The organism is Sphingomonas ginkgonis (assembly GCF_003970925.1).
Lineage (GTDB): Bacteria > Pseudomonadota > Alphaproteobacteria > Sphingomonadales > Sphingomonadaceae > Sphingomicrobium > Sphingomicrobium ginkgonis.
Genome location: NZ_RWJF01000001.1, coordinates 1 through 13,148 on the forward strand (window position 1 = coordinate 1; position 13,148 = coordinate 13,148).

Sequence of the window (13,148 nt, forward strand, 5' to 3'; positions counted from 1 at the left end):
ATGATCGGAATCAATCTGTCGGGTGCCGAATTCGGCGGCACCGGAACCCACTACGGGTACGACTATCATTATCCGGATTCCAACGAGATCTCCTACTACGCCTCGCGCGGGGTGCACGAGATCCGGCTTCCGTTCACCTGGGAGCGGATGCAGCCGACGCTCGGCGGCGCGCTCTCGACCGACGAGCTGGGGCGGCTGAAGCAGTTCCTCTCCGACGCCGCGGCGCAGGGCGTGTCGGTGATCATCGACCTCCACAACTACGGTCGCTTCAACGGGCAGACGATCGGGTCGGCGGGAGTCTCGACCCAGCAGTTCGCCGACTTCTGGAGCAAGCTCTCCTCGGCGCTGGCGGGAACGCCCAACCTCGTCGGCTACGACATCATGAACGAGCCGCACGACATGGGTAGCGCGAGCGCCTGGCCGACAGCCGCGCAGGCCGCGGTGAACGCCATCCGCGCCAACGACAAGACCACCGCCATCTATGTCGAGGGCGATGGCTGGTCGAGCGCCGGCAGCTGGCAGCAGGTCAACGGCAACCTCCACATCACCGACCCCTCGAACAAGATCATCTACGAGGCGCACCTCTACTTCGACCACGACAATTCGGGGACCTACTCGGGCAGCTATGACTCCGAGGGCGCCTACCCGACCATTGGCGTCGACCGGCTCAAGCCCTTCGCCGACTGGCTCAAGGCCAACAACGCCCAAGGGTTCATCGGCGAGTTCGGCGCCCCCAGCACCGATCCGCGCTGGCTGACGGTCGTCGACAATTTCCTGAAGTCGATGAACGCCAACGGTATCTCCGGCACCGCCTGGGGCGGCGGCTTCTGGTGGGGCAACAGCTACTCGATGTGGCTGGGCAACAGCAGCAACGGCGACAGCGCCGAGTTCAACCTGCTGAAGAATTATCTGACTTCGGACACGACGACGACCACCACCACCACCACGACACCGCCGCCGCCCCCGCCGCCCCCGCCGCCGCCGCCGGTCGTCACCGAAACGCTGACGACGGGCATCACTGCCACCGGCACCGGCGGCAACGACGTCATGACCGGCAGCATCTACGCCGACCATCTGAACGGCGGCGCCGGCGATGACACGCTGATCGGAAGCCCGGGCGCGGACGTGCTCGACGGCGACACCGGCAACGACACGGTCGACTACAGCGGCTCCACCGCCGGCGTCGACGTCGACCTGCCGCGCGCGGTCCAGCACGGCGGCTACGCCGAGGGCGACTCCCTGCCCGGCATCGACAATGTCATCGGCTCCGCGTTCGACGATATCCTGCGTGGCCGTGACGGCTGGGACAACAAGCTGTTCGGCGGTGCCGGCGACGACATCCTCGACGGCCGCTCAGGCGCCGACACGCTCGACGGCGGCAGCGGGTTCGACACCGCCGACTACAGCAGCAGCAGCGCGGCGGTGAACGTCGACCTGACCCGCGCCACCCAGATCGGCGGCGACGCGCAGGGCGACCAGCTCGTCTCGATCGAGAAGGTGATAGGCAGCGCCTTTGCCGACACGCTGTCCGGCTCGGCCGGCAACGACACGCTGGTCGGCGGCGGCGGCAACGACGTGCTCAACGGGCGCGGCGGGGCGGACGTGCTCGACGGCGGCGACGGCAACGACACGGTGACCTATGCCACCTCGACCGCGGCGGTCGATGTCGATCTCACCCGCGCCACCCAGATCGGCGGCGACGCGCAGGGCGACCAGCTCGTCTCGATCGAGAACATCACCGGGTCCAACTATGCCGACAAGCTGGTGGGCAACGCGGCGGCCAACATCATCAATGGCGGCGCCGGCAACGACGTCATCAACGGCCATGGCGGCGGCGACGTGCTGACCGGCGGCGCGGGCACCGACCGCTTCGTCTTTTCCACCGCCGCCGAAGCCAACGGCACCCGCATCACCGACTACACCAAGGGCGAGAAGATCGATCTCAGCGGGATCGATGCCAACGTCTTCGCCAGCGGTGACCAGGCCTTCAAGCTGATCGGCTCCAACGCCTTCAGCGGCGCGGCCGGGCAGCTCCGGGTCTGGACCAGCGGCGGGATGACCTACATCGCCGGCGACACCAACGGCGACAAGCTGGCCGACTTCACCATCACGCTCAACGGCACTCCCAGCGTCGGGGCCAGCGGGCTGGTGCTCTAAGGGCAGCGGGCGGCCGCCGGGACCCTGCCGGCGGCCGCTTTCTCCCGTCTCCTCTTCTCGGGAAACCATTGTGATCGAGTCTCTTCGTTCGAGCCCCACCGTCGCGCTGGTGCTTCGCACCTGCCGCCGCCCGCTCGCCTACGCGGCCTTCTTCAGCGCGCTCCTGAACCTGCTCTTCCTGGCGCCGATGATCTACATGCTCCAGGTCTACGACCGGGTCATTCCCAGCCAGGGCAAGACGACACTGCTGCTCCTGAGCGCGATCCTGCTGTTCGCGCTCGGCACGCTGGCGCTGCTGGAAGCGGTCCGGGCGCGGCTCTTCCTGCGCGCGAGCAACCGGCTCAACGAGCGCTTCGCCGCGCCGCTGATGCGCGCCACGCTGCTCCGCGACGGGTCTGCCCGGCCGGCGCCGCACCACGCGCTGCGCGACCTCGACACGCTGCGCCAGTCGCTCACCAGCCCGGCCAGCGCCGCGCTGCTCGACCTGCCCTGGCTGCCGATCTACCTGGCGATCGGCTTCCTCATCAACTTCTGGATCGGCGTCCTCGCCGCCGCCGGCTCGCTGCTCATCTTCGCGCTTGCGTGGCGCAGCGAGCAGCTGCTCCGCCGCCCGCTGATGGCCGCCAATCTCGCCGCCAACCGCTCCTACCAGGTCTATGAACAGACCGTCGCCTCGGCCGACCTCGTCAAGGCGATCGGCGCGGGCGAGACGATGATCCGCGGCCATCTCCACAACCGCGTCGACATGCTCGAGCAGCAGGGCAAGGCGTCGCTCCTCTCGGCACGGCTGACCGCCGAGTCCCGCTTCGTCCGGCTCGCCCTTCAGTCGCTCGCGCTCGGGCTCGGCGCGCTGCTCGCGATCAGCGGCCAGATCAGCCCCGGCGCGGTGTTCGCCTCGATGTTCGTGGTCGGCCGCGCGCTCGCCCCGATCGACGCGCTGGTCGGCCACTGGCGCACCCTGGTCCAGGCCCGCGGCGCCATCATCACCCTCGACGAGGTGCTCGGCGAGGCTCGCCCCGCGACCACCCGCACCCGCCTCCCCGACCCCGTCGGCAAGCTGGAGGTCGAGGACCTGCAGGTGACCGGCGACGAGGGCGAGGAGATCCTCGCCGGCCTCGGCTTCACGATCGAGCCGGGCGAGATGGTCGCGGTGCTCGGCCCGAGCGGCGCCGGCAAGTCCACGCTGGTCCGCGCCCTGGCCGGCGCGATCGCGGTCGAGGGCGGCACCATCCGCTTCGACGACGCCGAGCTGCGCGACTGGGATCCCGCCCAGCTCGCCCGCCATCTCGGCTTCATGCCGCAGGAGACGCTGCTCTTCCCCGGCACGATCAAGGACAATATCTCGCGCTTCGAGCGGTTCTCGGGCGCGTCGCTGGCCACCCTCGACGAGGACATCGTCGATGCCGCCAAGCGCGCCGGCGCGCACGAGCTGATCCTGCGCCTGCCCGGCGGCTACGACCATGTCGTGCGCCCCGGCTCGCGCTCGCTCTCGGCCGGGCAGATGCAGCGCGTCACCCTCGCCCGGGCGCTCTACCGCCGCCCGCGCTACGTGCTGCTCGACGAGCCCAATGCCAATCTCGACAATGAGGGCGATGCCCAGCTGACCGAGACCCTGCGCCAGCTCAAGTCGGAGGGGACGACGGTGATCATCGTCGCCCATCGCCTCAGCATGCTCAACCTCGTCGACAAGCTCCTCTACGTCCAGAACGGCCGGCTGGCCTATGCCGGCGGCCGCGACGACGTGCTCCAGCAGCTCAACCCCCCTCGCTCTGCGGCGGACCGGATGGTCGCCGGACGGAGGATCGCCTCGTGACCAGTATCTCGCTTCGCTCCCCTCGCCTGCTCGCCCCGTCCTCGGTGCCGTTCGTGCCGCCGAGCTCGGCGGACAGCTCGGCCGAGATCCGCCTCGGGCTCATCGTGGCCTTCCTCTTCTTCGTCCTGTTCCTCGGCTGGGCGGCGGTTGCGCCGCTCGACGCCGCGGCGCAGGCCGGCGGCCGGCTCGCCGTCTCGGGCCAGCGCCAGACCGTCCAGCACGAGACCGGCGGCGTGGTCAGCCAGATCCTCGTTCGCGAGGGCCAGCATGTCGCGCAGGGCCAGGTGCTGATCCGACTCGCCGGCGACGAGGCCCGCGCCGCCGAGCGCTCGCTCTCGCTCCAGGCCATCTCGCTGCTCGCCCAGCGCGAGCGGCTCCGCGCCGAGCAGGCCGGACTGACGACGATCGCCCGTCCCGCCGAGTTCGCCAGCCTCCCGCTCGAGGACCAGCCCGCCGCCAACGAGGCGATGCGGATCCAGTCGGTCCAGCTCGCCAGCCGCCGCAGCGTGCTCCAGTCGCAGCAGGGTGCCAGCCGGGCTCGAGTCTCCGAGGCCGGCAGCCAGGCCAGCGGCTACCGCAGCCAGTTCGCCGGGATCGACGAGCAGATCCGCCTCCTCAACCAGGAGCTGGCCGGCTTCTACAAGCTGGAATCCTCGGGCTTCGTCTCCAAGAACCGGATCCGCGAGATGGAGCGGACCCGCGCCGAGCTGATCGCCCAGAAGGGCCAGCTGACCGCCAGCATCGAGCAGTCGCACGGCCAGGCTTCCGAATCCCGGCTGCAAGGCCTCGAGGCGCAGAGCAGCTTCATGGAGAAGACCTCCGCCGACCTGCGCGACGTCGAGGCCAGCCTCAGCGACGTCATGCCCAAGCTGCAGGCGGCGCGGCAGCAGCTCGCCCGCGTCGAGATCCGCGCGCCGGCCTCGGGCGCGGTGGTCGGCCTGGCGGTCTTCACGCCCGGCGGGGTTGTCTCGCCCGGGCAGAAGCTGCTCGACGTCGTGCCCGACCGTGCGCCGCTGATCGTCGAGACCCGCATCCCGGTCAGCGACGGCGACGACGTCCGCAACGGCCAGGCCGCCTACCTCCGCTTCGACACGCTCCACGACCGCAGCATCGGCACGCTCGCCGGCTATGTGTCGCGGGTGTCGGCCGACGCCTTCACCGACGAGAAGACCGGCGCTTCCTTCTACACCGCGGAAGTGGTGGTGCCGCTCGCCGAGCTGCAGAAGATCGAGCAGTCGCCGGAGCGCCACAACCTGCGCGCGGGCATCCCGGTCAGCGTCCAGCTGCCGATGCGCAAGCGCACCGCGCTCCAGTATCTGTTCGAGCCGATCACCGGCGCGCTGTCGGGCTCGATGCACGAGAAGTAGGACCGCCCGTCGGCCGCGGGGAAAGCAATGCTTAACCCTCGCGGCCGATAAGCGAGCTGAGCTTCTCAACGGGCGGGGACAGGACATGGCACATCTTCGCGCGGCGCTGGCCGCGGCCCTCATCAGCACGGCGCTCGGCGCCGGCGCCGCGGCGGCCCAGTCGACCGATCCGGCGGGCGGCCCGATGGTTCTCGTCCGCGACTATAGCGGCGAGGTCCACTGGCAGGCGGGCACCGCCGATCCCGCGGCGATGAGCGCCGCCCCCGCCGCGATGATGGCGCCGGTCGATGGCGGCCCCAACCTCCGCTCGGTCGGCTACGACTGGAAGGTCGCCCCCGTCGGGGTGCCCGCCGCGTGGGAGCCGATCCTCCACAAGGCTGCCAAGGCCGCCGACGTCAGCCCCGCGCTGCTCGCCTCGCTGGTCTGGCAGGAGAGCCGCTGGAATGCCCGCGCGCTCTCGCCCAAAGGTGCCCGCGGCCTCACCCAGCTGATGCCCGAGACCGCGCGCGAGCTCGGCTGCGATCCGGCCGACCCCGCCGCCAATCTCTACGCCGGCGCCCGCTACCTCCGTCGCCAGCTCGACGCGTTCGGCGGCGACGTCGAGATGGCGCTCGCCGCCTACAACGCCGGCGCCGGCCGGGTCCGCCGCGCGGGCGGCATCCCCGCCATTCGCGAGACCCAGAACTATGTCGCCGCGATCGTCGAGCGGAGCGGCGCGGTAAAGCTCGCCTCGACCCTGATGACCGCCGCCAACTGACCGTCCCGCCGGGCGCGGTTGAGAAGAACCGCGCCGGCGACTAGAAGCGCCGGCGAAACGCTTCACACATCGGGACCCCAATGGCCGGCCATTCCAAGTTCAAGAACATCATGCATCGCAAGGGCGCGCAGGACAAAAAGCGCTCGGCGATGTTCTCCAAGCTGAGCCGCGAGATCACCGTCGCGGCCAAGATGGGCCTGCCCGACCCGGAGATGAACGCGCGCCTGCGCGCCGCCGTGCTCGCCGCCAAGGCGCAGTCGATGCCCAAGGACAATATCCAGCGCTCGATCGACAAGGCCTCCTCGGGCGACGCCGAGAATTACGAGGAGATCCGCTACGAGGGCTTCGGTCCCGGCGGGGTCAGCCTGATCGTCGAGGCGCTTTCCGACAACCGCAATCGCACCGCCACCAACGTCCGCACCGCCTTCTCCAAGAACGGCGGCAACCTCGGCGCGAGCGGCAGCGTCAGTCACGGCTTCGAGCGGATGGGCCTGATCGAATATGCCGCGACCGCGGGCGATGCCGACAAGGTGCTCGAGGCGGCGATCGACGCCGGCGCCGACGACGTCCAGTCGGACGAGGACGGCCACCAGATCTGGACCAGCATCGACCAGCTCCACCCGGTCGCTCGCGCCCTCGAGGGAGCGCTGGGCGAGGCCGAGGCAGTCAAGCTCGCCTGGAAGCCCGGCACCGAAGTCACCGTCACCGGCGACGACGCCGCGACGCTCCTCAAGCTGATCGACGTCCTCGAGGACGACGACGACGTCCAGACCGTCTGGGGCAACTACGACGTCCCGGCCGAGGAACTGGAGAAGCTGGGTTGATCTCGCTCCTCCCCACGTTTTCGTGGGGAGGGGGACCACCCGCAGGGTGGTGGAGGGGCCCCTCCGTCTCGCTTCGCGAGCCACCTCCCCTGCAAAAGCAGGGGAGGAGCAGGCGTTGATCATCCTCGGCCTCGACCCCTCCCTCTCTTCCACCGGCTGGGGCTTGATCCGCGCCGAGGGAAACCGTCTCGCCCACCTCGGCAACGGTCAGCTGAAAACCGCCCCGTCCGAGCCCCTCCCCACCCGCCTGTCCCACCTCGCCACCCAGCTCGAGACCCTCCTCGCCGACCACGCTCCCGAAGCCGCTGCCGCCGAGGAGATCTTCGTCAACAAGAACCCGCAGTCGACGCTCAAGCTCGCCCAGGCGCGCGGGGTCGTGCTGATGGTCGCGGCGCGGGCCGCCCTCCACGTCGGCGAATATGCCCCGACCCTGGTCAAGAAGGCGGTGGTCGGCACCGGCACCGCGTCCAAGGACCAGGTCCACGCGATGGTCTCGCGCCTGCTCCCCGGCGCAAAGATCGCGGGCCCCGACGCCGCCGATGCGCTCGCCGTGGCCATTACCCACGCCCACCATCTGGCGAGTGGACGTCGCGGGGTCGCCTGAATAGGGTAAGGCGATGATCGCCCGCCTCGCCGGAACCCTGATCGAAGCCGGCGCGGACGGCGCGGTCGTCGATGTGCAAGGCGTCGGCTACGCCGTCCTCGCCAGTAGCCGCACCCTCGCCGCGCTCCCGCCCGCCGGGGGCAGCGTCGTCCTCCTCACCGAGCTCCAGGTCCGCGAGGACGCCTGGACCCTGTTCGCCTTCGGCTCGGCGGCCGAGCGCGACAGCTTCCGCGCGCTGACCGGGGTGCAGGGCGTCGGCGGCCGGGTCGCGCTCGCCATCCTCTCGGTCCTCGACCCCGACGAGCTCGCCCGCGCCGTCTCGGCCGGCGACAAGGCGATGATCGCCCGTGCCAACGGGGTCGGCCCCAAGCTCGCCGGACGGATCGCGATGGAGCTGCAGGGCAAGCTCGGCTCGCCCGCGCTCGGCGCCGCGCTCGGCCCCGCCGCCGCCCGCAACGGCGCCGCCGCCGACGCCCTCTCCGCGCTCGCCAACCTCGGCTTCAAGCCCGCCGAGGCGAGCGCCGCCGTGTCCGCCGCCAGCGACGAACTCGGCGCGAGCGCCACCCTCGACGCGCTCGTCCGCCTCGCGCTCCGGAAAGCCGCCAAATGATCGAGCGCCGCGCTTCCTGCCGCTGCGGCCAGCTCACCGCCACCGTCACCGGCGAGCCCGTCCGCACTTCGGTCTGCCACTGCCTCCACTGCAAGAAGCGCTCTGGCAGCGCCTTCGCCACCCAGGCCCGCTGGCCGCTCGACCGGGTCGTCGTCAGCGGCGCCGAGCGGAGCTGGACCAAGCACAACGATAGCGGCACCAGCGCCACCTTCCGCTTCTGCCCCGAGTGCGGCTCCGATATCGCCTACGTGCTGAGCTCGGACCCCGAGGTGCTCGCAATGCCCGTCGGGGCGTTCGACGACCCGTTCTTCGCCCAGCCGGTCTATTCGGTGTTCGAGGACCGCAAGCACCCCTGGGTCGCGATCCTCGGCGAGCAGGTCGACCACCTCGACTGACGGTCGCCATCGCGCCATTGCAACAAGTCGCCGGGGCGGCGCGTCTCCCCGTCCATGGACGACAGCGTCACCCAGCTCATCCACCTCGTTACCCGAATCGTCGAGATCACCGGCGTGTCGATCATCGCAGTCGGCGCCTTCGCGACCCTCGTCCTGTTCCTCGGTCGCCTGGCCGGCCGCCACGATCGCGACGCGGCGATCGCTGCCTTCCGCTCCAGCCTCGGCCGCTCGATCCTGCTCGGGCTCGAATTTCTCGTCGCCGCCGACATCATCAACACCGTCGCGGTGACCCCGACTTTGGTCAGCGTCGCGGTGCTCGCCGGGATCGTGCTCATCCGGACCTTCCTCAGCTTCAGCCTCGAGCTGGAGATCGAGGGCCGCTGGCCGTGGCAGCGCCGCAGCGGCGAGGAACGCCAGGTCTAGCTCACGCGCTCCTCGCGGCGGGTGCGCAGCCAGGCGAGGATCATCGCCACCACCAGGATGCCGACGATCAGCGCGGCGACCTGCGCGCTCTCGTGCCGAAGCCAGCGCGGGACGTGGAGGAAGCGCCCGAACCAGTAGGTGCCGAAGCTCCACACCCCAGCCCACAGCAGCGCGCCGACCGCGTTCGCCGCGGTGAAGTAGCGCCAGTCCATCCCCGCCGCGCCGGCGCTGATGCCGTTGAGCTGCCGCAGCAGCGGGATGAAGCGGGCGATCACCACGATCGGCGCGCCGTGCCGCCGGACCCGCTCGTGGACATGGTCGATCCGGTCCTGCGCGATGCCCAGCCGGGCGGCGAGGCGGTTGACCAGCCGCGGCCCGCCGAAATGGCCGATCGCGAAGCCGACATTGTCGCCGAGGCAGGCCGCGACCGCAGCCACGACGAACACCGCGACGATCGGCAGCTGCCCCTTCGACGCCAGCCCCGCCGCGCCGATCAGCAGGCTCTCGCCTGGCAGCGGGATGCCGAAGCTCTCGCCGAAGATGGCGAGGAACAGGCCGGCGAGCCCGAACTGGTGGAGCAGGTGGTGCACCGCTCCTCAACGAAACCCCTGTGCGACGGGTCCGCACCTGTGCAACATGGCCCGATGTTCACGCCGGTGCCCGCCCCGACCCATGGCTGCTGATCCCGAACGGCTGACCACGCCGGAGCGGACGGCGGAGGACGCCGACGCCGCGCTCCGCCCCAAGAGCCTCGAGGAATTCATCGGCCAGAAGGCCGCGCGCGAGAATTTGCGCGTGTTCGTCATGGCCGCGAAGAGCCGCGGCGAGGCGCTCGACCATGTCCTGCTCCACGGCCCGCCCGGGCTCGGCAAGACCACGCTCGCGCAGATCGTCGCGCGCGAGATGGGGGTCGGCTTTCGCGCCACCTCCGGTCCGGTGATCGCCAAGTCGGGCGACCTCGCCGCGCTGCTCACCAATCTCGAGGACGGCGACGTCCTCTTCATCGACGAGATCCACCGCCTCAACCCCGCGGTCGAGGAGGTGCTCTACCCGGCGATGGAGGACCGCGCGCTCGACCTGATGATCGGCGAGGGCCCATCCGCCCGCTCGGTCCGGATCGAGCTGCCGCGCTTCACCCTGGTCGGCGCGACCACCCGTCAGGGCCTGCTCACCCAGCCGCTGCGCGACCGCTTCGGCATCCCCGTCCGGCTCATCTTCTACACCGTCGACGAGCTCGAGCATGTCGTCACCCGCGCCGCCCGGTTGCTCGCCGCGCCGATCACCCCCGACGGCGCGCACGAGATCGCGCGCCGCAGCCGCGGCACCCCGCGGATCGCCGGACGCCTCCTTCGCCGGGTTCGCGACTTCGCCCATGCCGCGGGGGTGGACGCCATCGATCAGGCGCTCGCCGACCGCGCCCTCACCCGGCTCGAGATCGACGGCCTCGGGCTCGACGCGATGGACCGCCGCTATCTCCACATGATCGCCGATCTCTACGGCGGCGGCCCGGTCGGGGTGGAGACGCTCGCCGCCGGCCTCAGCGAACCGCGCGACACGCTCGAGGACGTGATCGAGCCCTATCTCATCCAGCTGGGCCTGGTCGCCCGCACCGCGCGCGGCCGCTGCCTCAACGGCAAGGGCTGGCTCCACCTCGGCCTCAACCCGCCGCAAGGCAGCCAAACCGGCCTGTTCGAATAGGCGCAACTCCTTCACCCCTACCGTCATGCTGAACTCGTTTCAGCACCCACCCCGCAACACACCCGATGCCCCCGCAAGTTCAGGATGACGCAAGGCGGCGGCCGCTCTACCACTTCGCTGTGCCGGGAAGATGAAGGGGAGAAGAAAGCGACCATGTCCGTGCGCCACCTGACCGCCGCGCTCGCCCTCGTCGCCGCTGGTCCCGCGCTCGCCCAGGCGCCCCAGCCGGCCCAGCGCCCGGTCCCGACCGACTATTCGACCCCAACCCACTGGATCTGCCTGCCCGGTCGCAAGGACGTCTGCTCGACCCCGCTCGCGACCACCCCGCTGACCGCCGCCGGCTATGGCCCGAGCGCGCCCAGCCCGGTCGCCGCCAACCCCCCGGTCGACTGTTTCTACGTCTACCCGACGGTCAGCCGCGATCCCGGCATGAACAGCGATCTTTCCGTCTCCGACAATGAGGAACGCTACGCCGTCCAGTCGCAATTCGCGCGCTTCTCGGGCGTGTGCCGGCCTTTCGCGCCCGCCTATCGCCAGATGACGCTCGGCGCCGTCGCTGCGGTCGCCGCCGGGACCGACGTCAAGCCCTACGCGATGATCGCCTACGCCGACGTCGCTGCCGCCTTCCGCACCTATCTCCAGCGCTACAACCAGGGCCGCCCCTTCGTGCTCGTCGGGCACAGCCAGGGCTCGCTGATGCTTCAGTACCTCATCGTCCACGAGATCGAGGGCAGGCCCGTCCAGAAGCAGCTGCTGCTCGCGCTGATTCCCGGCTTCAACGTCTATGTCCCGCAGGGTCGGCGGATGGGCGGCACCTTCCGCTCGGTCCCGCTGTGCGGCCGCCCGGGCGAGACCGGCTGCGTCGTTGCCTATTCCAGCTTCCGCGAGAAGAACGAGCCGCCTGCCGGCGCCATGTTCGGCACCACCGACCAGCCCGGCATGACGGTCGGCTGCGTCAACCCGGCGAGCCCCGGCTCGACCGACTGGCAGCGCCTGTCGAGCGACTGGTACGCCCGCGCGGGCAACCCCGTCCCGGGCGGCCCGATCAGCTGGTCCTCGACCGGCACCCCGCCGACTCCCTGGCTCAGCACCTCCGGGCTGGTCTCCGGCCGCTGCGTCCAGCAGGGCGGGCGCGGCTTTCTCTCGATCCGCACCAACAGCCGGCCGGGCGAGAAATGGACCGACCATGTCGGCGGCGAGGTCGGCGCGCTCGGCTTCTTCCTGCCCGGCTGGGGAATGCACCTCAACGACGTCAACTTCGCGCAAGGGGATCTCGTCCGCCTCGTCGCGAGCGTCACTCCTCGATCCGGAACAGCGTCTCGACCGACACGCTGAGCGCCCGCGCCAGCTTGAGCGCGAGCAGCGCCGAGGGCACGAACACTCCGTTCTCGACCGTGTTCACCGTCTTGCGCGTGACCCCCACCCGCTCCGCCAGTTCGGCCTGGGTGAGGCCGAGTTCGCCGCGCAGCTCCTTCAGCCGGTTGGCCAGCCGCTCAGCCATCCCGAAGCGCGCGCCGCTCGAGCGCCCCGAAGCTCAGCAGCCCGGCGGCGATCCCGATCGTCAGCACGACATGCACCGCCTCGCGCCCCGACACCGGCTGAAACAGCGTCACGAAGTAGATGGTGATCGCACCCAGCATTGCCGCCACGAAGGCATTGGCGAGCGCCTGCCGCCGGTTGGCGCGGGTCACCTCGTCCTCCATCAGCGCCTGCACCGCCCGCCCGTGGAACAGCGCGCCGAAGCGACCGCTGACCAGCGCAAACAGGAGGATGCCGGACAGGACCAGCCAGGCCGCGATCCGCACATGATCGACCGGCCGCCCCGTGTCGCCGTTCACGAAGCTGCCCTGCTGCGCGATCAGCAGGATGGCGAGCACGGGCATCATCCGCGCCCGGCGCTGGTTCAAACGCTCCGCCTTCTCGCTGGTGGTCGTGACCATCTTGAGATCCCCTCTGTGTAACCTGTAGGTGACAAGTAACGCGAAGGTTACACGAGAGTCAAGCGGGGTTGCCCCACCCGCCTTCGAATGGTTAAGGCCCCCCGCACATGCCCAGCCTCGACCAGCCCTATCGCGGCGGCTTCGTCGGCCCCGAGCATCGCTTCGCCCTGACCGTCTACTTCGAGGACACGGACACGGCGGGGATCGTCTACTACGCCAATTATCTGAAGTTCATGGAGCGCGCCCGCTCCGACATGCTGCGCGCCGCCGGGATCGACCAGCGCGCGGCGATGGAGGGCGGGGACGGCGTGTATGCCGTCGCCGAGGCGCACATCCGCTACCACCGCCCGGCCCGGCTCGGCGACGACCTGCTGCTCGTCTCGACGGTCGGTCCGGTCCGCGCCGCCAGCACCGTCATTCATCAGCGAGTCATGCGCGGGACCGAACTGTTGGCCCAGGCGACGGTGACGGCGGCCTTCATCACTCTCGATGGACGTCCGACCCGCCAGCCCAGGGAATGGGTCGAGCGGTTCAGGTCCATCGCCAGCCAGAACTAGGAA

General features: G+C 70.4%; 15 protein-coding genes. 12 read left to right on the forward strand and 3 right to left on the reverse strand.

Annotated elements, in window-relative coordinates:
• The 9 genes from HMF7854_RS00005 to HMF7854_RS00045 form a co-directional block, all read left to right on the forward strand.
• On the forward strand, nucleotides 1-2,157 hold a 2,157-nt coding region (locus tag HMF7854_RS00005; RefSeq protein ID WP_148104682.1), incomplete at its 5' end, for a cellulase family glycosylhydrolase.
• 70 nt (nucleotides 2,158-2,227) lie between these two features.
• Nucleotides 2,228-3,970: a type I secretion system permease/ATPase gene (locus tag HMF7854_RS00010; RefSeq protein WP_239016768.1), complete on the forward strand. Its 1,743-nt coding sequence runs from the start codon at nucleotides 2,228-2,230 to the stop codon at nucleotides 3,968-3,970.
• On the forward strand, nucleotides 3,967-5,337 hold the full coding sequence (locus HMF7854_RS00015) for an HlyD family type I secretion periplasmic adaptor subunit (RefSeq protein ID WP_126717236.1): 1,371 nt from the start codon (nucleotides 3,967-3,969) through the stop codon (nucleotides 5,335-5,337). Before HMF7854_RS00010 ends, HMF7854_RS00015 begins: the two co-directional genes overlap by 4 nt.
• Before the next feature lie 85 nt (nucleotides 5,338-5,422).
• Nucleotides 5,423-6,094 (forward strand): lytic transglycosylase domain-containing protein, encoded by a 672-nt coding sequence (locus tag HMF7854_RS00020; RefSeq protein ID WP_239016769.1) that lies wholly within the window; start codon nucleotides 5,423-5,425, stop codon nucleotides 6,092-6,094.
• A gap of 80 nt (nucleotides 6,095-6,174) precedes the next feature.
• Nucleotides 6,175-6,918, forward strand: a complete 744-nt coding sequence (locus HMF7854_RS00025) for a YebC/PmpR family DNA-binding transcriptional regulator (RefSeq protein ID WP_126717237.1) — start codon at nucleotides 6,175-6,177, stop codon at nucleotides 6,916-6,918.
• A 115-nt stretch (nucleotides 6,919-7,033) separates the two neighbouring features.
• Nucleotides 7,034-7,522: a crossover junction endodeoxyribonuclease RuvC gene (gene ruvC / locus HMF7854_RS00030; protein ID WP_126717238.1), complete on the forward strand. Its 489-nt coding sequence runs from the start codon at nucleotides 7,034-7,036 to the stop codon at nucleotides 7,520-7,522.
• Nucleotides 7,523-7,535: 13 nt separating this feature from the next.
• A complete protein-coding gene (ruvA, locus tag HMF7854_RS00035) occupies nucleotides 7,536-8,132 on the forward strand; it encodes a Holliday junction branch migration protein RuvA (protein WP_126717239.1) in 597 nt (198 codons plus the stop codon).
• Entirely contained in the window at nucleotides 8,129-8,527 is a 399-nt protein-coding gene (locus HMF7854_RS00040) for a GFA family protein (protein ID WP_126717240.1), read from the forward strand. Before ruvA ends, HMF7854_RS00040 begins: the two co-directional genes overlap by 4 nt.
• A 54-nt stretch (nucleotides 8,528-8,581) precedes the next feature.
• Nucleotides 8,582-8,950, forward strand: a complete 369-nt coding sequence (locus HMF7854_RS00045) for a DUF1622 domain-containing protein (RefSeq protein WP_126717241.1) — start codon at nucleotides 8,582-8,584, stop codon at nucleotides 8,948-8,950.
• Here the strand turns inward: HMF7854_RS00045 and HMF7854_RS00050 are convergent.
• Nucleotides 8,947-9,540, reverse strand: a complete 594-nt coding sequence (locus HMF7854_RS00050; protein WP_126717242.1) for a DedA family protein — start codon at nucleotides 9,538-9,540, stop codon at nucleotides 8,947-8,949. The genes HMF7854_RS00045 and HMF7854_RS00050 overlap by 4 nt on opposite strands.
• 82 nt (nucleotides 9,541-9,622) lie before the next feature.
• Here HMF7854_RS00050 and ruvB point away from each other — a divergent pair, with 82 nt between their 5' ends.
• Nucleotides 9,623-10,648, forward strand: a complete 1,026-nt coding sequence (ruvB, locus tag HMF7854_RS00055) for a Holliday junction branch migration DNA helicase RuvB (RefSeq protein WP_126717243.1) — start codon at nucleotides 9,623-9,625, stop codon at nucleotides 10,646-10,648.
• 153 nt (nucleotides 10,649-10,801) lie between these two features.
• Nucleotides 10,802-11,983 (forward strand): DUF3089 domain-containing protein, encoded by a 1,182-nt coding sequence (locus tag HMF7854_RS00060; protein ID WP_185829095.1) that lies wholly within the window; start codon nucleotides 10,802-10,804, stop codon nucleotides 11,981-11,983.
• Here HMF7854_RS00060 and HMF7854_RS00065 read toward each other — a convergent pair.
• Nucleotides 11,943-12,149, reverse strand: a complete 207-nt coding sequence (locus tag HMF7854_RS00065; RefSeq protein WP_126717245.1) for a helix-turn-helix transcriptional regulator — start codon at nucleotides 12,147-12,149, stop codon at nucleotides 11,943-11,945. The genes HMF7854_RS00060 and HMF7854_RS00065 overlap by 41 nt on opposite strands.
• Nucleotides 12,142-12,588: a hypothetical protein gene (locus HMF7854_RS00070; RefSeq protein WP_126717246.1), complete on the reverse strand. Its 447-nt coding sequence runs from the start codon at nucleotides 12,586-12,588 to the stop codon at nucleotides 12,142-12,144. Before HMF7854_RS00070 ends, HMF7854_RS00065 begins: the two co-directional genes overlap by 8 nt.
• Nucleotides 12,589-12,695: 107 nt before the next feature.
• Here HMF7854_RS00070 and HMF7854_RS00075 point away from each other — a divergent pair, with 107 nt between their 5' ends.
• Nucleotides 12,696-13,145, forward strand: coding sequence for a YbgC/FadM family acyl-CoA thioesterase (locus tag HMF7854_RS00075; RefSeq protein WP_126717247.1), 450 nt, complete (start codon nucleotides 12,696-12,698; stop codon nucleotides 13,143-13,145).
• Nucleotides 13,146-13,148: the final 3 nt, after the last annotated feature.